Annotated in this window: 15 protein-coding genes; 8 read left to right on the top strand and 7 right to left on the bottom strand. The window is 66.7% G+C overall.

Features of this window, described 5'->3' with window-relative positions:
- Positions 1-94 precede the first annotated feature (94 nt).
- The 4 genes from ACPYN4_RS14960 (at position 95) to ACPYN4_RS14945 (ending at position 5,483) form a co-directional block, all read left to right on the top strand.
- Positions 95-1,183: an NAD-dependent epimerase/dehydratase family protein gene (locus ACPYN4_RS14960; RefSeq protein ID WP_424446820.1), complete on the top strand. Its 1,089-nt coding sequence runs from the start codon at positions 95-97 to the stop codon at positions 1,181-1,183.
- 403 nt (positions 1,184-1,586) lie between these two features.
- Positions 1,587-3,230 carry a ParB/RepB/Spo0J family partition protein gene (locus ACPYN4_RS14955; protein ID WP_424446819.1) on the top strand — a complete coding sequence of 548 codons (1,644 nt, stop codon included), beginning with the start codon at positions 1,587-1,589 and terminating at the stop codon, positions 3,228-3,230.
- Positions 3,231-3,324: 94 nt separating this feature from the next.
- Entirely contained in the window at positions 3,325-4,200 is an 876-nt protein-coding gene (locus tag ACPYN4_RS14950; protein WP_424446818.1) for a DNA-processing protein DprA, read from the top strand.
- A gap of 965 nt (positions 4,201-5,165) precedes the next feature.
- Positions 5,166-5,483, top strand: a complete 318-nt coding sequence (locus ACPYN4_RS14945; RefSeq protein WP_424446817.1) for a hypothetical protein — start codon at positions 5,166-5,168, stop codon at positions 5,481-5,483.
- A gap of 101 nt (positions 5,484-5,584) precedes the next feature.
- Here the strand turns inward: ACPYN4_RS14945 and ACPYN4_RS14940 are convergent, their stop codons facing one another.
- The gene (locus ACPYN4_RS14940) at positions 5,585-7,648 is read right to left on the bottom strand and encodes a YhgE/Pip family protein (protein ID WP_424446816.1); all 2,064 of its coding nucleotides are present in this window, start codon (positions 7,646-7,648) and stop codon (positions 5,585-5,587) included.
- On the bottom strand, positions 7,645-10,440 hold the full coding sequence (locus tag ACPYN4_RS14935) for an efflux RND transporter permease subunit (RefSeq protein ID WP_424446815.1): 2,796 nt from the start codon (positions 10,438-10,440) through the stop codon (positions 7,645-7,647). Before ACPYN4_RS14935 ends, ACPYN4_RS14940 begins: the two co-directional genes overlap by 4 nt.
- Before the next feature lie 211 nt (positions 10,441-10,651).
- Here ACPYN4_RS14935 and ACPYN4_RS14930 point away from each other — a divergent pair, with 211 nt between their 5' ends.
- The 3 genes from ACPYN4_RS14930 to ACPYN4_RS14920 are packed head-to-tail and all read left to right on the top strand — an operon-like array spanning position 10,652 to position 12,472.
- Positions 10,652-11,029, top strand: a complete 378-nt coding sequence (locus tag ACPYN4_RS14930) for a TIR domain-containing protein (protein ID WP_424446814.1) — start codon at positions 10,652-10,654, stop codon at positions 11,027-11,029.
- 13 nt (positions 11,030-11,042) lie between these two features.
- Complete coding sequence (locus tag ACPYN4_RS14925) at positions 11,043-12,002, top strand: caspase family protein (RefSeq protein WP_424446813.1); 960 nt, start codon at positions 11,043-11,045, stop codon at positions 12,000-12,002.
- The gene (locus ACPYN4_RS14920) at positions 11,999-12,472 is read left to right on the top strand and encodes a hypothetical protein (RefSeq protein WP_424446812.1); all 474 of its coding nucleotides are present in this window, start codon (positions 11,999-12,001) and stop codon (positions 12,470-12,472) included. The genes ACPYN4_RS14925 and ACPYN4_RS14920 overlap by 4 nt, the downstream gene beginning before the upstream one ends.
- A gap of 319 nt (positions 12,473-12,791) precedes the next feature.
- Here ACPYN4_RS14920 and ACPYN4_RS14915 read toward each other — a convergent pair whose 3' ends face one another.
- The 5 genes from ACPYN4_RS14915 to ACPYN4_RS14895 form a co-directional block, all read right to left on the bottom strand.
- Positions 12,792-13,442 (bottom strand): DUF1345 domain-containing protein, encoded by a 651-nt coding sequence (locus ACPYN4_RS14915; RefSeq protein WP_424446811.1) that lies wholly within the window; start codon positions 13,440-13,442, stop codon positions 12,792-12,794.
- A 104-nt stretch (positions 13,443-13,546) separates the two neighbouring features.
- Positions 13,547-14,197, bottom strand: a complete 651-nt coding sequence (locus tag ACPYN4_RS14910; protein WP_424446810.1) for a GNAT family N-acetyltransferase — start codon at positions 14,195-14,197, stop codon at positions 13,547-13,549.
- Positions 14,194-14,772 (bottom strand): TetR/AcrR family transcriptional regulator, encoded by a 579-nt coding sequence (locus ACPYN4_RS14905; RefSeq protein WP_424446809.1) that lies wholly within the window; start codon positions 14,770-14,772, stop codon positions 14,194-14,196. The genes ACPYN4_RS14910 and ACPYN4_RS14905 overlap by 4 nt, the downstream gene beginning before the upstream one ends.
- A gap of 31 nt (positions 14,773-14,803) precedes the next feature.
- Positions 14,804-16,306, bottom strand: coding sequence for an MFS transporter (locus tag ACPYN4_RS14900; RefSeq protein ID WP_424446808.1), 1,503 nt, complete (start codon positions 16,304-16,306; stop codon positions 14,804-14,806).
- Positions 16,307-16,385: 79 nt separating this feature from the next.
- Positions 16,386-17,027 (bottom strand): TetR/AcrR family transcriptional regulator, encoded by a 642-nt coding sequence (locus ACPYN4_RS14895; protein WP_424446807.1) that lies wholly within the window; start codon positions 17,025-17,027, stop codon positions 16,386-16,388.
- 155 nt (positions 17,028-17,182) lie between these two features.
- Between ACPYN4_RS14895 and ACPYN4_RS14890 the strand changes: the two genes are divergently transcribed.
- Positions 17,183-20,323 carry a bifunctional cytochrome P450/NADPH--P450 reductase gene (locus ACPYN4_RS14890; protein ID WP_424446806.1) on the top strand — a complete coding sequence of 1,047 codons (3,141 nt, stop codon included), beginning with the start codon at positions 17,183-17,185 and terminating at the stop codon, positions 20,321-20,323.
- The last annotated feature ends 24 nt before the right edge of the window (positions 20,324-20,347 follow it).

The raw sequence follows: 20,347 nt of genomic DNA, 5'->3' as shown, positions 1-20,347 counted from the left end.
CGCGACGGCACCCTCTACCAGTCGCGCATCACCGAACCGGTCCTCGCCGCTTGACAGAAGACATAGGGGCACCCCCCGAACTAGCGGAGCACGGGTGAGCAACCGCGGTCCTGCGCTCAGAGTGAATGCCTCTGCGCAGAATGGGGAAGATCGCGAGAATGGTGACATGAGGATCCTCGTTCTTGGCGGCACAGCATGGCTCGGGCGCACGGTGGTCGAGGCGGCCCTGGCCTCTGGGCATCAGGTCACCTGCATAGTCCGCGGCCGCCAGGTCCCGCACGGTGCCCGACTGGTCAACGCGGACCGCGATCAGAACGACGCACTGACCCGTGCACTGTGGTCGGTTCACGACGACGCGGGTCGATGGGATGCGGTCGTGGACGTCGCCACTGAGCCCGGGCACGTGCGCCGGGCGGTGCGGGATCTCGAACCGCACGCCGCCCGCTATGTCTTCATCTCCTCCTGCAACGTCTACGCCTCCCTCGCTGCTACTGGAATCGACGAAGACGAGCCCCGGCATACGCCTCTCTCCGCTGACGAGATGGCCTCACCCGAGGAGTACGGCCCCGCGAAGACCGCAGGAGAAGACGCGGTGCGCGCAGCCTTCGGACCCGACAGATCTGTCATCATCCGCCCCGGCCTGATCGGAGGCCCGGGGGACCCCACGGGGCGGACCGCATACTGGCCGTTGCGCTTCCGTCGGCCCTCCAATCCGCAGGGCCGCGTGCTCGTTCCCTCCGCGCCGACACAGGACACCGCGGTGATCGATGTCCGCGACCTCGCGGCCTGGGTGATCCAGTTGATCGAGCGCGCGCGAGGCGGGGTGTTCAACGCAGCGGGCGAGACGGTCCCGTTCGCCCGCTATATTGAGACGGCGCGCAGAGTAACTCGTCATGATGGACCGCTGGTTCGTGCGCGACCGGAGTGGCTCGCCGCCCACGGTGTAACGCAATGGATGGGGTCACGTTCCCTGCCCCTGTGGATCGATCAGCCCGACGTCGCTGGGCTCGGATCGCTGTCCAACGCACGAGCTCTCGCCGCCGGCCTGAAGCTCCGTCCCATCGACGACACCCTTACAGACACACTCGACTGGGCCACTGCTCATCATGTCGACACCGTCATTGGTTCGGGGCTGACCGACGACGAAGAACACGCACTCCTCGAAGCGCACAACGAGCCGTAATCGGGCATCGACCTTTCCGGTGGTTGGTTGAAGTTGGCGGCTCGGGTGGAAGGACAGTCCTCTCCGACACCTGGTTGCTGCGCTGACGCAGATTCACCTTTTGCGCCGGTAGTCATCGTTGTCACCGCTTCGCGGTGGCTGTATTGGTTGGGCAATCCTGCGGATTGCCTTTCGGCTGCTTGATTGTGCGGGACCATTCCCTTCTGCGCAAGGCACGCAAAAATTCTCCCCTGCAAACAGTCTCCTTCCCCTGGTGTGGGGGAGGAGATTTTTTGACTCTTCGGCCTTGCGCATTCATTCCTGGCCCCTTTTCTCGGCATGTGCCGAAAGGCAATGGCAGGGAGGGGAAGAGCACACTACCCGGTGTGACACCCCTCCGGGAACAGGAAAGGAACCGAAAGCCATGACCATCATCGACACCACCCAGACCCGTCCCGCCGACCTCGCCACCGTTGAGGAGGCGGTGCAGGGGCCAGAGGTTCGCCGGATCAGCCCCCACGACCTCATCGTGGAGGACAACATCCGTTCACACATCGACCTCGACCGGGCATTCATCAACTCGATCAAGCTCCACGGCGTGATCGTGCCCATCCTCGCCCACCCCGACAGCGGCGGGAACATCGTCGTCCGCGACGGACAGCGCCGCACCCTCGCCGCCCGCGAAGCCGACGTTGAGGACGTGCCTGTCTACGTTGTGGATGCTTCCGACGAAAAGCGCATCCGCATCATCCAGCAGTACATCACCAACGAACACCGCACCAGCCTCACCGACGCCGACCGCGCCGAGGCATGGCGGCAACTCGCCCTCGACGGGATGAGCGTCACCGCAATCGCCAAGCAGACCGGAACCAAACGCACCACCGTCAAGACCGGCCTCGCCGTCGCCGAAAGTGACGTCGCCAAGACCGCCGTCACCCAGCACGCCCTCACCCTCGACCAGGCGCTCATCCTCACCGAGTTCGAGGACGACCCTGACGCGCTGGACGAACTCACCAAGGTCGCCGCGCACGACCCCGAGGCATTCGACCACTACGCCCAGCGGCACCTGGACGACAAGGCCACCAAACAGAAGATCGCCAGCCTCCGCGCCCAGTACGAGGCCGACGGATACACCGTCGTGGACTACCCGGCATGGGATGAAGAGGACGTGGCGTTCTTCCACGACTTGCTCAACGCCGACGGAGAGCGCGTCACCGAGGAAACCTACGCGGGCAAGGACGGGCACGCCATCGCCATCGGGGAACGGTGGGGGAGCGTCGATGTCGCGCACGTCGTGGTGAACTGGCGCGAGCACGGCCTGACTTCCATCCGGCACCGCCAGAACACCAGCCGGGGCGGGGCGATGAGCGAGGAGGAGAAGGCAGAGCGTCGCCGCGTCATCGCGAACAACAAGGCATGGGTCAGCGCGGAAAAGGTGCGCCGCGCATGGGTGACGAAGCTCCTCGGACGCAAGCGCCTCCCCGCCCAGGCACTCACATTCGCCGCGACGGTGATCGCCGACGACCGCCATGTGGTTGCCCGCGCCGCGAACGACGGCCACACCATGGCCTCCACTCTGCTGGGCCTCAACGCCGATCGCTACTACGCCACGCCACACCCGGTCACGGCGATGACGCAGACCACACCGACCAAGGCCGGTCACGCCCTCCTAGCCCTCGCACTCGGAGCGCTGGAAGCAGACACCGACAAGAGCAGCTGGCGCAACCCCAACGAAGCAACCCGCCGCTACCTCACCCAACTCGCCGCATGGGGCTACACCCTCTCCGAAGTGGAAACCCTCATCACCGACCCCGACAGCGCACACCCCACCGATGATGAGGCCGTCACGGAGGACATCGCCGAGGAGGAGCACAGCGCCGAGGACGATCAGTGCGTCGAGGCGGTGACCGGCGATGTGGCGGGGGAACCCGAGGAAGGCGACCCCGCCGACGACGGCGGCGACCCAACCGGGGGCGATGTCTCGCCGGAGAACAACGCTGAGGCCGCCGAGGAGACGCACACCGAGGACGGTGCGGTTGCGGAGGGGATGCACGCAGAAGGCGCATAACCCGCAGTCGTTCGCACCGGGTGCCGGTCACCATCCCCAGGGTGACCGGCGCCCCACCCCCGACTATTCATTCTTCCAGCCAGGAGTCACCATCATGAGCAACCACCTTCTTGACCACCTCACTCACGTCGACCCCCGCGAGCAGGAGAGATACGGCCGCGTTGCGCTCGCCCACGCGACCATCCCCGGCGAGGCGGCCTTCACGCTTGACAGACTGGACGGCTCCAACGCGCTCAGCCTTGTCCGCCATCTCATCGACACCTACCCGCACCCCATCAACGAGACGGACATCCTCGAATCGCTCAGCCAGATACAGCAGGGAACTCACCAGGTGCTCATCCCCACCGACGCCGAATGGCCCACCGGACTGCGCGACCTCGGCTCCACCCAACCCCTCGCCCTGTGGGTGCGAGGCGACGTCAGCCTCGCGCAGACGCCGCCCAAGACCGTCACCATCACCGGTGCCCGCGCTGCCACCAGTTACGGGGAGAGCGTCGCTACCGAGTTCACCAGGCATCTCGCCGACACCGGCCACAGCATTGTCACCGGGGGAGCGCATGGCATCGATGCCGCCGCAACCCGTGCCGCAGGACCACGCGGTGTCGTCGTCCTCGCCTCCGGCATCGACCGGGCATACCCAGCGGGCAACGCCGAACTGTTGCAACGCGTTGCACACAACGGCCTCGTGCTCACCGAGGCACCCCCGCATGTTGCACCGACCCGTGCCCGGTTCATTGCACGCGCCCGAATCCTCGCAGCCCTCAGCGATGCAACCGTGATCGTGGAAGCAGGAGCACGCTCGGGAGCCATTGCCGTCGCGAACACCGCGCACTGGCTCGGGCGCACCGTTGGAGCCGTCCCCGGTCCGATCACCAGCGCCGCCAGCACCGGATGCCACATCCTCATCCGCCAGGGCACCGCGCGCCTCATCACGCACGCCACCGACGTGACCATCACCCCCGATCAGTAATCACGGGCGCCCTGGGATGGTGCCGCTCCGGACACATCCACCAGACGGCACCATCCCCACCGGCCTCACCACCGAACAGACCATCAGCACCATGTCCCTCCAACGAGGTCCCGCCGCGCGCCCACCCGCCCGCTCAGCTCACCTCGCCATCCGCAGCGACACTCGCACACCCAGCCGACCTCTACACGCCCCGAGTCCTATCTTCTCTCAGTCGGATACACGTCTTGCATTTACGCGCCGTGCCCTCGATCCGACCCCGCCTCACGGCGTGCTCCGGCCTCCGGATCTCATCCGAATCGAAGAGAGTCTGCTTGAGGCACTCAGCCCCGAGGTTTGGAGGTTCTCTACCTCGCGAAAGCGCCTTGACTGGCGTCGATACGGCGACCTCGTCCCAGGGAAGCGAAGACGGCAGCATGGTGGACAAGACCCGGGCCCGGCCGCGCCGCATGTCGCGAGGGGCTCCACGGGAGCAACGCCTCTCGCTCCCCGCTGCGCCGGAGAGCAACAGGGGGCCCGAAGAGTCGGGTACGACGGTCGCCGAGCCAACCGTCGGTTACATGGACCCAGCATCCACGCAGCAATCGCTGACGAAGGCACGATGAAGCAGCAGGGAGTTGATTGCCCGTGCAACGCGACATCGTGCGCCTCCCCACTCCGCCGGGCGTTGCATCGTTGCAGCGGCTGCAAGAGGGCTTCACGAACCGTGCAACAGGCGGTAGTGTGGAAGATACCTGGCGGGCAATTCGTACTTCAGGTTTCAGGACGCACCATCCGGCGCGCAGGGGCCCAGCCACCAACAACACACGCGAGCAGACAGCTGTTCGCCCGTTGAAGGAGGCCTCCTGATGTTTCTCGTCTCACTCGCAATGAGACCCGCCGCAGCCGTCCACTCTTGGTGCCAGCGTTGGCTCCCCAGCAACCGACTCGTCACCCTCCTGCGCACCAGGCGCGGCTACCGGTGGGGCATGCCCGCCGTGCTCCTCGGCGCGATCTACTTCGTCGCCGGCATCGCGTGCTACGGTGCTGTTCAGCTTGGACACACCGCGTGGTTCTACCTCGGCATGCTCATCTGCTGGTGGAGCGCAGCCAAACTGGTTCTCCACGGGATCGTAGCGACCATCCGGCTCCTGACCGCCCGCACCCACGAGAACCTCTCGGTGCGGCGAGCGATCCGCGACCGTGAGAAGGCGATCGCCGAGGCAGGACTCGCCCCGCTCGAATACACCACGGCCGACCGCCGCCAAATCACTCGCGAGGTCAGAGAAACTCTCCTCGCGCAGTAGCTGACGACTCCCGCCGAACCCGTACCCCGAGCGAGCGTATCTTGGTCGTCGCCGACAAACGCGGACGCGTCAACGGGGTCTCCCCAGTCGCACGTCGTGCCTCAGATGACAGCCGGAAGACGAGGGCGTCGGAGACGTGTGATCGCGAGGACCGTCAGCGCGGTTCCGGCAGCGGCCCAGAGCAGCAGGGTGGCGAGGACTGACCAGTTGGTGTGGTTGGTGACGATGCCGACGAGCGCTCGTGCCAGTGCGCCGAGGGGGCTGGCGGCGTCGATGGTGTGGAGCAGGGCGGGGGTTGTGGAGATCACTCCGAGCGCGCCGGTGACGATGGCCGCGATCGCGGCGAGGATGATCCCTGCCCGTCCGAACAGGGCGATGAGGCCCTGCGAGAGCAGCGTGAAGGCGAGCCCGCCCGCCATGAGCAGGAGGAACGCGGAGAGACCTTGCGCCGCGGTCAGGCCGAGGGTGGCAGCGAGGAGCACGGTGAAGGCGATGGCCTGGACCGCGGCGACCACCAGCGCGGGCACGGCTGCGCGTAGTGCTGTGCTGAGCGGGGACCGGGTCGAGGAGGCGGCGGTGATGGGGAGTGGACGCCGCACGGCGAAGATCGCGAATGCGCCCGCCCACAGCGCGAGCGCCGCGATCAGGGGGAAGGTGAGGTCGTTGGTCGGGTTGCCGTTTTCGTCGGTGAGGACGGGCTGTGAGGCGGCGTCGATGAACTGCGCACGTTCGGTATCGGTGTAGTTGGGGACTTGGCCGGGTGCTTCGGCGAGGTTTGAGGAGAGCTCGGCGGCGCCGTCGGCGACCTGCTGGGTTCCGTCGGCGAGGTCGTCTGCGCCGGTGGCCAGGTCGCTTGCGCCGGTGTTCAGTTCGGATGCGCCGGTGGCGAGATCGTTCGCGCCGGTCGCGACTTGGCTTGCGCCGGTGTTCAGCTCGGTTGCACCGGTGACCGCTGATGTGGCACCGGTTTCGAGGTCGGTGAGTCCTGTGGTGAGGTCGGTCGCGCCCGTGGAGAGGGTGCTGGCTCCGTCGGCGACGTCTTTCGCGCCTTCGGTTGCCAGGTGGAGGCCTTCGGCGGCTCCGGTGGGGATGCCGTTGGCGGGGTCGCCGTTGAGGGCGGCGTTGGCGGTGTAGATGTTGGTGGCGAACTGTGTCAGAGCGTCTTCGTCGGGGAGCTGCTGGAGCGCGGTGAGGAGCTGGGTGACGCACTCCGGATCGGTGGTGAAGTCGCAGCTTTCGAGTCCCTGGAGTTGTGCCAGGACGGGGGCGAGCTGGTTGAGTTGCGTGGCGGCGTCCGCGGTGGAGGTCGCGGCGAGATCGACCCCTCCGGTCAGGTCGACCAGGTTCGTGTGCAGGTCGCTGCTGCCGGTGGCGAGCGTGCTCGCGCCGTCGGCGAGACTGCTGGCACCGTCCTTGGCGGTCGTGGCCCCGGTGTGCAACTGCTGGAGTCCCTGGAGGAGCGTTGCAGCGCCGGCGCTGAGTTCTCCTGTACCGGTCTTGAGATCGTTTGCGCCGGTGGAGAGCTGGGATGTGCCGGTGGAGAGTTCTCCGGCACCGGTGGAGAGTTCCCCGGCTCCGGTCGCGGACTGGTTCGCGCCGTCCGCGAGCTGGTTGGCTCCGGTGCTGGCGTCGGTGAGCTGGTGGTGGATGTCACCGAAAGCGATGTAGACGTTGTCGAGATGCAGTTTCGCGTTGGAGCGGTTGAAGGCGGCGACGGCGGCATCGTTCACGGTCTGGAGGATGAGGTCGTCGCCGGGCCGGTTGGTCGGTGCGAGAGCGATGTCGATGCGTGCTTGCTCCGGCCGGGTCGGAGTGGTGACGGTGGACATGGCGCGGTTGGAGAAGTCCTCAGGGATCGTCACGACCGCGGCGTAGGTTCCGTCGTCGGTTCCTGTCGCAGCGCCTGCGGTGTCGGTGAGTTCCCAGGTGATGCCGCCGGGTCCGTTGGTGATGAGTTCGTTGGCGAGTTCGCGGCCGTAGGGGACGTTCTCGCCGTCGATGGTGGCGCCTTTGTCGTTGTTGACGACGGCCGCGGTGATCTGCGGCAGCCGGGAGGAGGGGTCCCAGAGCCCCCACATCAGCAGGCCCGCCATCAGCAGCGGGGCGAGAACGAGCGCGGTGGTCTTCATCCAGGCGTGCAGCCCGGGTCGGGTCGTGGTGGTCATCGGAGAACCTCCTGAACGGCCGCGCCGAGGGCGGTCGTGGTGTAGCTGAGAGCCGGGGGCAGGACCGCCGCGGCCTTGTCGGGGGTCGCGGCAGAGCACACGATCGTGATCCCGCGCTCATGCGCTTGGGCGAGCAGTGTCTGGAAGCGGGGCTCATTCGGGATGGTGTCGATGCCGTCCAGTGCGAGGATGCGCGGCTTCTCGGCCAGGACCGCCGCGAGCAGCTCCTCGGGCTGGCTCTGCCCGGTGAGGGGCAGGTAGGCGACGCGGCGACGCACAGCCGAGGCGCGTTCGGGTACGAGGTATCCGGCCGTTCGTAGTCGCCCTGCGGTGGGTGCGAGGCGGCCGGCGACGATCGCGAGGAGCGTGGCGCGTGCCCGTGCGTCGGGTCCGTGAACGAGGTGGGTGCTTCCTTGTTCGACGCGCAGATCGACACCTTGCAGGACCGGGTGGTCGTCGAGGTCGGTGTAGGTGAGGTCGTCGGCGGCGATGGCGTAACGGTCGGCGTTCTCGGGCCAGTCGGCGAGCTCGATTTCCCGGGCGACGCCTTCTCCCTCGACGTCGAAGTGTGGCAGGCGGCGTTCCAGCCAGCGGGGGATCCACCAGGCGCGGTCGCCGAGCAGTTGCAGGGCGGCGGGGACGAGCATCATCCGCACGATGAACGCGTCGACGAACACCCCGACCGCAAGTCCCAGGGCGATGGGTTTGATGTATGTGTCGCCCTCGGGGACGAACGCCGCGAACACGGCGAACATGATCACCGCGGCAGCCGTGACGACCCGCGCGGAGCCGAGGAACCCGGTACGGATCGCTTGCCGCGCGTCGCGGTGGTGGACGTAGTCCTCCCGCATCCGGGAGACGAGGAACACCTGGTAGTCCATCGCGAGGCCGAACAGCACACCCATCAGGATGATCGGCATGAAGCTGATGATCGGGCCGACCTTCGCCACGTGGAGCAGGTCGGCGAACCATCCCCACTCGAACACCATCGCCACGACCCCGAATGACGCCCCCACCGACAGCAGGTAGCCGAGGGTCGCCTTGACGGGCACCCAGATCGAGCGGAACACGATCGTCAACAGCACCAGTGACAACCCGACCACGAGCAGCCCGAACGGGAGGAGGGCTGCGCCGAGCCGGTCGGAGACATCGATGCCGACCGCCGTGAACCCCGTGACTTTCAGGTCGACTCCGTACGCGGATTGGAAGTGCTCGTTGGCGTCGCGAAGGTCACGCACCAACTGCGCGGTCTCCTCCGACGTGGGTCCGCCCTCGGGGATGACCTGGATGATGCCGGTGTCGCCCTTCGGGTTCGGGGTTGCCAACGGGACGGCCGCGACTCCCGGCATCCGCTCGATCTCCGCAGCGATGTCATCCATCAGCTTGACGGGGTCCTTGGAGTGGATGATGGTGCCGGTCACGATCAGTGGGCCGTTGTAACCGGGGCCGAAGTGTTCGGACATCTGGTCGTAGCTGATCCGGGTCACCGACCCCTGGGGCTGACTGCCCGCGTCGGGTAGCGCCAGGCGCAGGTTGACCGCGGGGGCTGCGACCGCGACGCACGCGATCACGATGGCGATGATCGTCAGCAGAGGGCGGCGGGTTACCGCGCTGATCCAGCCCGTGAAGAACCGTGTCGCGAAACTCGGCCGCGTCTCAGCAGGCGTGCGCTCACGCTCGGCCTCGGGTGCCTCGTCAGGGTCGTCCTGGTCGGCGGCGAGCTCGGCGGTCGCGGGAGCCTCGTCTGCCTGCTTCGCCTTCTTCAAGCGGGGCTTGCGGATGATCTTGCCGCCGGCGAAACCGAGCAGCGCGGGGGTGAGGGTAAGGGAGATGACGACCGCCAGCGCGACAGCGCCGGCGGCAGCGACGCCCATCGTGGTGAGGAAAGGAATCTGTGCGACGGCAAGGCCCAGCAGGGCGATGATGACGGTGAGCCCGGCGAACACCACCGCGCTGCCCGCGGTCGCAACCGACCGCGCCGCGGACTCCTCCGGGTCCAGACCCGACCGGACCTGGTCCGCGTGGCGCGAGATCACGAACAGGGCGTAGTCGATCCCGACCGCGATCCCCAGCATGAGCGCCAGCAACAGCGTGGTCGACGCGATGCTCGTGAACGCGGTCGCCGCCATCACCAGCGTGAGCGAGATCCCCGCCCCCATCAGCGCGGTCACCAGAGGGATACCCGCCGCGCGAGCGGTACCGAACGTGACCAGCAGCACCAGCAGCGCGATCACAACCCCCAGCGCCTCGGTGATCGTGACCCCGGGAAGACTGCCCTCATAGGCGTCCCCGCCGAGGAACACCTCACTCCCGGAAGGCAACTCGGCGAGCAGATTCTCACGTTCGGTCTCGAGGGATTGCAGCAGCTCGTCCGTGACCGGCCCGTCCAGCCCGACGGAGATGACGGCCGCGTTACCGGCGTCGTTGATCACGTTCTTCACGTTCGGATCCAGCGGGCTTGTCACTGACCCGACGCCCGGGAGGTCGGTGAGACGCTGCACCGCATCGGTGATGTCCGCCGACACGTCGGCGCCGCGCACCTCGGTGCCGTCGGGGGTGACGATGAGCACGTTCGCCGACGCGCCGGACGCCTCCGCGAAGGTGTGGTTCAAGGAATCCAGCGCCTGCTGACTCTCGGTGCCGGGGATCGAGAACGTGTCGTTCGTCCCCTTGTCCAAGGCCACCATCGCCCCGACTGAGGCGATGAGGACGACGAGCCACCCGATGAGAACCAGGCGGCGTGCGCGGAACGACCAGCGGCCCAATTGATACAGCAGTGACGACACGCGCATCCTTCCGAAGGTGGTCAGGGTCGGTCTGGCCTCCGGTGGGCCGTGCATCGACGAGTCACCACCGATAGTACTTTGGCCAGCCGCCTTGGTCAAATGCCCTAATTCTGGCTCGGGTACTTCTCAGGCGTCGTGCTCATCTCCGCACGGCAGGCCGGAGCGGCCGGTATCCTTGAGGAGCGGGATAGGCCCGTACCCGACGATTGAGGTCACGATGTCAACGAAGACAGTGTTTATCGCGTTCGCGAAAGAAGATGAATCCACCCGCAACCTGTTCACGGGTCAGCGTGTGCATCCTGATACACCATTCGAATTCACCGATATGTCGGTGAAAGAGCCGTACTCTTCCGAGTGGAAACAGCGGGTGCGGACGCGCATTCGCCGTTCGGATGGTGTGATCGCTCTGATCAGCAGCAGCACCCCGAAGGCGACGGGGCAGCTGTGGGAGATCGCCTGTGCGGTTGAGGAGGGGAAGCCGATCATCGGGGTGTGGATCGAAGACGGGTATCGCACCAAGCCCACCGAGTTGGGGTCGGCGCGGTGTGTGAACTGGACCTGGGACAACATCGCCGATTTCATCGACAGTCTCTAGTTCTGGCCGTGCTGTGAAGCGCGCTTTGCTGGTCGGGGTCGACCACTACGACAACTACAACAATTTGGGTGGGTGCGCGAACGACGCGCAGGCGCTGCATCCGTTGTTGTCCCGTAATGAGGATGACAGCCCCAACCTTGACTGTCGGCTGATTACCGCCCGTGATTCATCAACGTCGGTGACTCGTGAAGAACTCCTGACGCGTGTCGAGGAGCTTCTCGCGCCGGGGGCGGATTTCGCGATGTTGTATTTCGCGGGGCACGGTGCTCCGAGCAACGATGATGTTGCCCTGGTTACGAGCGATGGTGCTGGTCACACCCCGGGCGTCACGTTCTCCGAGGTCATCGACCGCATCAACCGCTCTGCGGTCGCTGAGGTCATTGTCATCCTCGACTGCTGCTTCTCAGGCGGCGCGACCACGATCAGCGCACTCGGGAACAACCTCGCCAACCTTCGCTCGGGGCTGTCGGTTCTGACCGCCAGCCGCGGTGACCAGGTATCTATGGAGACGCCGCACGGGAGGGGCCTGTTCTCCACGTACCTTGAGGGCGGGCTTGACGGTGGTGCGGCCGACGTGCTTGGCCATGTGAACGTGTCGGGCCTCTACGCGTACCTGTCCGAGTCGTTTGGGGCGTGGGAGCAACGCCCAACGTTCAAGGCAAATATCGACCGCCTGCACGATGTTCGCCACTGCGACCCCCGAGTCCCGCTGCACACTCTCCGTAAACTCACCGAATGGTTCCCGCAGCCAGGCGACGACTTCCCTCTGGATCCGTCGTATGAGCCCACCGAAGAGCCCGACCATCCCGCACACGAGGAGATCTTCTCGGGCCTGCAGAAGTTCCGTGCCTGCCGACTGGTGGAACCCATCGACGAGGACCACATGTACTACGCGGCGATGAACTCCACCGGATGCCGGCTCACTCCGCTCGGGATGCACTACTGGCAACTCGTCAAGGCAGGCCGCATATGACCCGCATCGGCGTGACCGGACATCAAGGCCTCCCCACCGACGCGATCGAGGAGATCACCGAGCGTGTCGCCGGCATCCTGCGGGAACTAGAGCCGCCGCTGATCGGGTACAGCAGTCTCGCCGAGGGTGCAGACCAGCTCGTCGCACAACTCATCCTCGATGCCGGCGGCCAGCTCCACGCCGTGATCCCCTCCAAGGACTACGACACGACCTTCTCGGGACCACCCAAGCACGAGTACGAAAGGCTATTGTCCGCAGCATCTGCCACCACAGATTTGCCGTTCCCCGAGCCCAGCGAGGAGGCCTACGACGCTGCGGGGAAGTGGGTCGCTGAACAGTGCGACGTCCTCATCGCGGTCTGGGATGGGCTCCCCGCACGCGGGCTCGGAGGCACCGCCGACGCCGTGGCCCACGCCCGCGCACTCGGCCGAGACGTGCGCATCGTCTGGCCCCCCGGATCTCAGCGGTAGCTGCAGCCGTGGTAATGGTCTCGGCCCACAAGCCGCACGATGAGTGCAGGGCATAGCGTCTCTCGCGATGCGTGAGGTCCGAGATGGAGTGGCTGGAGGCTTCGCTTCAAGCCGGCGCCTGCGGGCGTCGGATTGAAGAACACGAACGCGAAGGTTGCGTTCAGCTCTGGTGCCTCCCGCGCCGCCTCCCATCCCGGCGTCGGGAACGGAGCGTCGTCGCCGTTCGGCGATTAGTACTGGGGAAACGGAACTTCGGTAAGCCTCGCCGGCACTTGTAACCGCGCTCCTGTTGGCCGTGGATCGGCCGCCTGCTGGGGGGTTATGAGGCGACCGCGTGTTGGAGGACTTGGAAGGCGACGGCGACGACGAGGGCGTTGTAGAAGAAGGAGACGACGCCGTGGATGAGGACGAGGCGTCGGGCGGGGATGGTCTTGAGTGTGGCGTCGGAGGTGGCGAAGGAGGTGCCGATGGTGAAGGAGAAGTAGAGGTAGTTCAGGAACACGGGCCGGTCGTTGCCGGGGAAGGTGATCGCGTCCTTGTCGGTGGCCAGGTCCAGGGTTTCGTACATGTGCGCGAACCCGGTGTGCAGGAGGGTCCAGGACAGCACGACGCCGATGGACGCGGCGATGCCGAGGACGGCGTCATTGTGGATGCCGTCGCCGCGGGCAAGGAGGGCGAGGACGGCGGAGGTGACGCCGGCGAAGCTGGAGATCAGCGGCAGCACCCACGCCCATCGCGCTGCGGCGCGGACTTCTCCGCGGGAGACGCGGGAGGGCGTGGTGCCGCTCCAGGTCAGGGTGAAGCCGATACCGAGGTAGATGACGGCGAGGGCTTCCCAGGCGATCAGTGCCCAAAGCTCGACAGAGACGACGTAGACGAGGCTAGCGAGGATGATGCTGACCTCGGCGAGGGTGCCCGCCCAGAAGCCCCCACGGGAACGCCGATTCCTCACCGGTTTCTCTGTGGCCATCTCGCCTCCCTATCTCTGTCGTTGATCGTTGCTGTTCGTCACATTCTCGCAGGCGCGGTGCGGCACGCGCGCCCACGAGAGGCAGCTGGATGCGTGGTGCTCGGTCACGCCTGCGGTTCTGGGGCGGTGCCGGTGTAGAGGTAGACGCCGAGGGTTTCGGGGGTGCCGTCGAGGACGAGGTTCATGTCTTTCTCGGCGGCGCGGGTCATGCCGCGCTTCTCGTAGAACTGGTAGGTGCACAGCGAGTCGGTGTACAGGTAGAAGTCGCTGCGGCCGTGGCTGCGCAGGTGCTCGACGAAGCTGCCGTAGAGGGCCTTGCCGACGCCGTGCCCGCGCGTGGTGGAGCTGACCGCGAAAAGGGTGAGCTCGTCCGTCAGTGGCTCTTTCGTGCGTGCGCGCAGGGTCCGGTAGACGCCGTCGAATGGGAAGTACTGACGCATGGAGGACCACTGGGGAAGGCTGAGAATCCCGGCGCGGAGCATGTGCCAGAACGTGAGCAACCGGTTGGCGAACCGGCCAGGCAGCTTGGGCTGTCCGTGGACTTGGCCCATGATGACGCCGACGACGTGCCCGTCTTTGACCGCGACACGGGTCCAGGTGCTCGCCAGGAGCCGCTCGCGCAGATACAGCTCGAGGGCACTGTCGAGGACGAGGCGGCCCTTCACGTAGCGGTGGATGTAGAAGGCCTCGTTGATGATCTGTTTGATGTCGTCGGCATCTTCGGGTCGGTAGGGGCGGTAGGTGATCTCGGTCATGACGGGTCCATTTCGTTGCGGGGTTGTGTGAGGTCGAGGAGGTGTTCTTCGAGGGCGGTCCGGCCGGTGTCGTCAAGGACGGCACCCCAGAGGGGAGCGCTGTTGATGCCGTCGGTGGCGGCGATGATGAGGCGGATGACCGCCGGGTCGAGTCCGTCCTCGGAGAGTGCGGTGCGCCACTCGGCGGCATCCCGTTGGGCGAGGGCCTCCATCTCGGGCTCGAACATCAGGTGCGACGCCAGGGCAATGTAGTCGCGCAACCCCTGGGGATCGCGGGCATGGATGAATCCGATGCGGATGTAGGCGCGGGCGAGCCTGCCCGGGGTCCCCTCGGGCTCCGCGGCGGCAGCCTGCTCGATCTCCTCCCGGAACCGGGTCATCAAGTCAGTTGCGAGCCCCGTGAGGAGCGCTTCCTTGTTGGGGAAGTGATACAGCAGCCCGCCCTTGGAAACTCCCGCGGCCTCGGCAATCTCGGTCACGGGGACCGTGGTGCCGCGGCGCCCGATGAGCTGGGCGGCGGCGTCGAGGATCATCCTGCGCGTTTCGTCCGCGCTGCGCCCTGCAGTGCGTGCCATGACATCGCCTCCTTTCCTCGCTCGGGGCGAATCAGTGCTCGCTGGTGACAGCGTTCTTGGTGTTCGGGATGAGGAGGAACGCCACGATCGCAGCCACCACCATGACCCCACCGGCGATGAGGGTGGTGGTCTGCATCGCGGACACGAACGCGTGCTGCGCCGCCTCCAGCGCCTGGCTCCCGGGTTCGAGGACCGCAGTCGCCGATGCCAGCGAGTCCTCCACCTGGGCGGCCGCATCCCCGGGGACACCTGCTGGGAGGTCGAGGTTCAGGCGGTAGAACACGGTCATCAGCGATCCGAGGATCGCGATGCCCAGGGCCACGCCGAGCTCGTACGCGGTTTCGGAGACGGACGCTGCGGCGCCGGCCTTCGCGGGCTTGACCGCGGAGACGACCGCGTCGACCGAGAGGGTCTCGGCAACCCCGATCCCCAGCCCCAGCGGGATGACAGCGAGCAGCACCCATACGAGCTGTTCGCTGCTCTCCAAGGCGGCGACGAGTCCGAGCCCGATCGCGCCGGTGATGAGGGCGATGCCGATCGCCCGGCCCCGACCGAGGCGGGTGAGGAGGAACCCGACCACCGCGACGGCGGCCATCGCCGACAGTGCGGCGGGCAGCTGCGCGAGTCCCGCTTCGAGAGGGCTGAGGCCGCGGGCGAGCTGGAGGTACTGGGAGAAGAAGAACAGCACCCCGCTGAGGGCGAACACGGAGATAAAGTTCACCATCACCGCACCGCTGAACGCCGGCACACGGAACAGGTCGACGTCGATCATCGGGGATTCGCTGCGCCGCTGGCGGCGCACGAAGAACACCGCACCTGCCACGCTCGCGAGGATCGCGACAGCAGTGACCCAGTCGAACTTGCCGCCGGTGACCTGCTTGATCGTGTACACGAACGGGACGATCGCGAGCATCGATAGGCCGCTGGAGAGCAGGTCGAACCGGCCGGGGTTGGGGTTGCGGGATTCTGGGAGCAGCCAGGCGCCGAAGCCGATGACCAACGCCATCACGGGCAGGTTGATGAGGAACACCGAGCCCCACCAGAAGTTCTCCAGCAGCACCCCGCCCACCAAGGGGCCGAGGGCGATGCCGCTGGCGGCGGCAGCGGACCAGATCGCGATCGCGCGGGTGCGCTCGACCTGGTCGGGGAAGATATTGCGGATCAACGAGAGGGTCGAGGGCATGATCGTTGCCCCCGCGACACCCAGCAGCAGGCGTGCGGCGATGAGGACCTCAGCCGACGGGGCGAAGGCGGCCAGGATCGACGCGAGTCCGAACGCGGTTGCGCCGATCAGCAGGAGCTTCTTCCGCCCGATCCGGTCGGCGAGGTTCCCCATGGTGACCAGTAGACCGGCCAGGGCGAGGGAGTAGATGTCGCCGATCCACAACACCTGCGACGCCGTGGGGGACAGGTCTGCCGTCAATGATGGCACCGCGAGATACAGCACGGTCGAGTCGATCGCCAGCAGCAGTACCGCGCCCACCAGCACCGCAAGCGACGCCCACCGCCTGCCCACGCTCAGTGTTCCGTTCATCTCATAGCCTCCTAAAATGTACCGTCGCGCCGGTACAGTTCGTGATTGTCGATTCGATAGGGGCCCGCCTGCGTGCGGGTCAGGTCGTGGTGTCAGGGGCCTTGCGAACGAGGGTCGCGGCGAGAGTCGCGAAGCGTTCGAGTGCTTGCCGTGCGAGGTCGTTGTCGCGGTGGGAGAGCCACGACCATGCCACACCGTTGAGGATGTCCAGCACCAGCTCGGCAAGGATGCGCTCGTCCTGCAAGAACTCCAGTCGCGCCTCCGCTCCCAGGCGGGTGATGTACTCACTCGCCTTATCGAGGGAGGCAGCGTGTTCCAGGATCGGCAGCTCCTGCAGCTCCGGATCATGCAAGGCGAAGCTGCCCAGGTCGAAGAGCACCAGCTGTCCGTCGGGGTCGGACTCGATCTGCGACCAGAAGGCCATCAGGAGCGTACGGATGTTCTCCACCGGGTCGGCATCGGGCGAGATGTGCGGCCACGCCGCACCCAGATCGATCTCGATATCGCTGGCCAAGAGAGCTGCGTACAGCTCCTTCTTGGAGTGAAAGCAGTAATGGAATGCCCCGTGTGGCATCCCTGCCTCTGCGCAGATCGCCCGCGTGCTCGCGGCTGCGATGCCGTCGCGCTTCATCACGCGCAACGCGGCGGCCACCAGCAGCTTCCGACGCTCGTCGGCGCTGATCTGCTCGCGGGGCCCGCGGGCCTTGCCTGAGTCGCTCATGCCACCATCATACGCCTTGGGCGCACGACTTGGCCAGTTGACCTAATCGAGTGGCCAACTTATGCTGGAGTAAGACCTATGCTCCCGCTCCGTCCCATCGCCCTTCTTGGGCTGGAGAGGGCGGGAGGCAGATCCCGTCATATGAAAGGTGCCCGATGTCTTCGCAGACGCTCCGCATCCCTGGACCCGCCACGTTGCCGGTGGTGGGGAACCTGTTCGAGGTGATGGGTGCTTCGCAGGAGACCTCGATCGAGTTCGCCGAGGATTACCACGCCAAGTACGGCGGCATGTTCGCCCTCGAGGTGCTGGGCACGCGGCAGATCTTCGCCTCCGAGCACGCCCTGGTCGCCGAGATGTGCTCGAGTCCGTTGTGGTCGAAGAAGGTCCACGATGCGATCGATCAGGTGCGCGACTTCGGTGGTGACGGGTTGTTCACCGCGTACAACGAGGAGCCGAACTGGGGCAAGGCGCACCGGTTGTTGATGCCGGCGTTCGGGACGATGGCGATGAAGGACTACTTTCCTCAGATGCTCGATATCGCCGAGCAGATGATGGTCCGCTGGGAGCGCTTCGGGCCGGATGCGGAGATCGACGTCGCGGAGGACATGACCCGGCTGACCCTGGACACGATCGCGCTGTGCGCGTTCGATGTGCGGTTCAACTCGTTCTACTCCGAGAACCACCACCCCTTCGTCGGTGCGATGGTGGGCGCGCTGACCGAGGCGGGGCTGCGCAGCGAGCGCCTCCCGGGCGTGCAGCCGTTCATGGTCGGCACCAACCGCCGCTACCGCGAGGACATCGCCACGATGCGGCAGATCACCCAGGACATCGTCACAGCCCGCGCCGGGAGGCCTGCCGATCAACGTCCCGATGACCTGCTGGAACGGATGCTGTCCGCCGTCGACCCGCTGACTGGCGAGAAGCTGTCGGAGGAGAACGTCCAGTATCAGCTCGCGACGTTCCTCATCGCCGGGCACGAGACCACCTCCGGGCTGCTCTCGTTTGCCACTCACAAGCTGCTGACCCACCCCGATGTGCTTGCCCGGGCGCGCGAGGTGGTTGATGAGGTCTTGGGTGATCGGACCCCGCAGTTCGGCGACCTGGCCCGGCTGGGCTACATCGGTCAGGTCTTGCGCGAGACCTTGCGTCTGCATCCCACCGCTCCGGCGTTCGCGCTGTCCCCGAGTGAGGACACCAGGTTGGGCGGGTACGACATCGCTGCCGGGGAGAGCGTGATGGTGATGCTTCCGACCCTGCACACCGACCCGGCCGTGTGGCCCGAGCCGGAGCGGTTCGACCCGGACCGGTTCTCCCCGGAACGGATGGATCAGATCCCGGAGTACGCGTGGATGCCGTTCGGTCACGGCGCCCGGGCCTGCATCGGTCGTCCCTTCGCGTTGCAGGAGGCGACCCTGGTGCTGGCGATGATGCTCCAGCGCTTCGACATCGCCCTGACCGACCCCGGCTACGAGCTGAAGATCGCCGAGTCACTGACCATCAAGCCCAAGAACCTCACCATCCACGCCGCCAACCGCCTCAGCCACACCCAACTCCGCACCGACGCCACAGCAGCCGTGTCCGCCCCGGCTCCTGCACGGCAGGCGTCCGCCACCGCAACACCACCGGCGGATGCGCACGGGACGCCGATGCTGGTGCTGTACGGCTCCAACGGGGGCAGCAGTGAGAGCTTGGCCCGCACCATCGCTGGCGACGGCGCCGCCCGTGGCTGGCACACCCGGGTCGCGTCCCTTGATGAGGCGACCGCGGACCTGCCCACAATTGGGCCGGTCATCATCGTGACCTCTTCCTACAACGGCACTCCGCCGGACAACGCCCAGCGCTTCGTTGACTGGCTCACCACCGAGAACCCGGACCTGAGCGGTGTGGAGTATCTGGTGCTGGGCTGCGGGAGCCTGGACTGGGCCGCCACCTACCAGCGCGTCCCCACCCTCATCGACGACGCCATGGCCGCCGGCGGGGCTACCAGGATTCGCGAGCGGGGTGCGACCGATGCCCGCACCGACTTCTTCGGCGACTGGGAACGCTGGTACCAGCCGTTGTGGCCCGAGCTGTCCGAGCGCTACCAGATCGAGGACACCGCCCCGACGGGACCCCGCTACCGGATCAGCTCCACCAGCCAGCCCGCCGCCCGTCGTGAGGAAGCCACCGCGATCGTGCTGGAGAACCGCGAACTGGTCCGCGGCGACTCGCCCCGCTCCAAGCGGCACCTCGAACTGCGCCTGCCCGAGGGCATCACGTACCGCACCGGCGACTACCTCTCGGTGCTGCCGCAGAACCACCCCGAGCTCGTCACCCGCATGCTCACCCGCCTGGGACTGCCAGGCGACTATCTGGTGACTATCGACTCCGAGGCCCCCAGTGGACGCATTCCCGTCGGGGTTCCGGTGCGGGTCGATGACCTGCTGACCCGCCACGTCGACCTATCGGCCCCTGCCACCCGGGGGATTCTTGCCTTGCTCGCCGAGACGACACGCTGCCCTCCCGAGCGTGCGGAGCTCGAGAAACTCGGCTCCCCTGAGCAGGCCGCCGCGATCCGGGAGCGGCGGTTCTCGCTGCTGGACCTGCTGGAGATGTTCGCCTCCTGCGAGGTCGACCTGGCCTGGGTGATCGAACGGCTCCCCGCCCCCAGGGCACGGCAGTACTCGATCAGTTCCGCCGCCGAGGCCCAGACCGAGGTGGCCCTGACCGTCTCGGTCATCGAAGGCAGCGCGCGCTCGGGCACTGGCACCTACCGCGGCGCGGGATCGAGCTACTTGCAGCGCGTTCAGCCCGGAGACCGGCTCACCGTCACCCTTGCCTCACCGACCGAGCACTTCCGGCCCCCAGCCCAGAACTCAACCCCGGCGATCATGATCGCCGCGGGCTCCGGCATCGCCCCTTTCCGCGGCTTCATTCGCGCCCGCCACGCCCGCGCCAGCCAGGGTGAACCGGCAGGCGAGACCGTGCTGTTCTTCGGCTGCCAGCACCCCGATTGGGACGACCTGTACGCCGAGGAGTTCGCCACCTACGAGGCGGCCGGGACGCTGCGCGTGCACCGGGCATACTCACGCAAGCCCGACGGCGAGGTCCGCTACGTCCAGCACCGACTCTGGGCGGAAAGGGACAGCGTCCTCGACCTCATCGAGCAGGGTGCGCACATCTACGTGTGCGGTGACGTCGCCGGTATGGGGCCGGCGGTTGAGGAGACGCTGGCGCGGATCGGTCAGGACGCGCACGGCTCGGACTGGCTCGCGCGGCTCCAGGAGTCCGGCAGGTACGCCACGGACCTGTTCTGACGCTCCGCGTCACCGATGTTCGTG

It is taken from the genome of Microbacterium sp. CH-015 (assembly GCF_049707015.1).
Lineage (GTDB): Bacteria > Actinomycetota > Actinomycetes > Actinomycetales > Microbacteriaceae > Microbacterium > Microbacterium aurum.
The sequence above is the reverse complement of the archived record's forward strand: the minus strand, read 5'-3'. Positions and strand labels throughout refer to the sequence as shown.

What these genes read in the sequence shown, in the direction of transcription:
- ACPYN4_RS14955 (WP_424446819.1), top strand. Translation starts at nt 1,587, where the DNA reads ATGACCATCATCGACACCACCCAGACCCGTCCCGCCGACCTCGCCACC.
- ACPYN4_RS14950 (WP_424446818.1), top strand. Translation starts at nt 3,325, where the DNA reads ATGAGCAACCACCTTCTTGACCACCTCACTCACGTCGACCCCCGCGAG.
- ACPYN4_RS14945 (WP_424446817.1), top strand. Translation starts at nt 5,166, where the DNA reads ATGCCCGCCGTGCTCCTCGGCGCGATCTACTTCGTCGCCGGCATCGCG.
- ACPYN4_RS14940 (WP_424446816.1), bottom strand. Translation starts at nt 7,648, where the DNA reads ATGACCACCACGACCCGACCCGGGCTGCACGCCTGGATGAAGACCACC.
- ACPYN4_RS14935 (WP_424446815.1), bottom strand. Translation starts at nt 10,440, where the DNA reads ATGCGCGTGTCGTCACTGCTGTATCAATTGGGCCGCTGGTCGTTCCGC.
- ACPYN4_RS14930 (WP_424446814.1), top strand. Translation starts at nt 10,652, where the DNA reads ATGTCAACGAAGACAGTGTTTATCGCGTTCGCGAAAGAAGATGAATCC.
- ACPYN4_RS14920 (WP_424446812.1), top strand. Translation starts at nt 11,999, where the DNA reads ATGACCCGCATCGGCGTGACCGGACATCAAGGCCTCCCCACCGACGCG.
- ACPYN4_RS14915 (WP_424446811.1), bottom strand. Translation starts at nt 13,442, where the DNA reads ATGGCCACAGAGAAACCGGTGAGGAATCGGCGTTCCCGTGGGGGCTTC.
- ACPYN4_RS14910 (WP_424446810.1), bottom strand. Translation starts at nt 14,197, where the DNA reads ATGACCGAGATCACCTACCGCCCCTACCGACCCGAAGATGCCGACGAC.
- ACPYN4_RS14905 (WP_424446809.1), bottom strand. Translation starts at nt 14,772, where the DNA reads ATGGCACGCACTGCAGGGCGCAGCGCGGACGAAACGCGCAGGATGATC.
- ACPYN4_RS14900 (WP_424446808.1), bottom strand. Translation starts at nt 16,306, where the DNA reads ATGAACGGAACACTGAGCGTGGGCAGGCGGTGGGCGTCGCTTGCGGTG.
- ACPYN4_RS14895 (WP_424446807.1), bottom strand. Translation starts at nt 17,027, where the DNA reads ATGAGCGACTCAGGCAAGGCCCGCGGGCCCCGCGAGCAGATCAGCGCC.
- ACPYN4_RS14890 (WP_424446806.1), top strand. Translation starts at nt 17,183, where the DNA reads ATGTCTTCGCAGACGCTCCGCATCCCTGGACCCGCCACGTTGCCGGTG.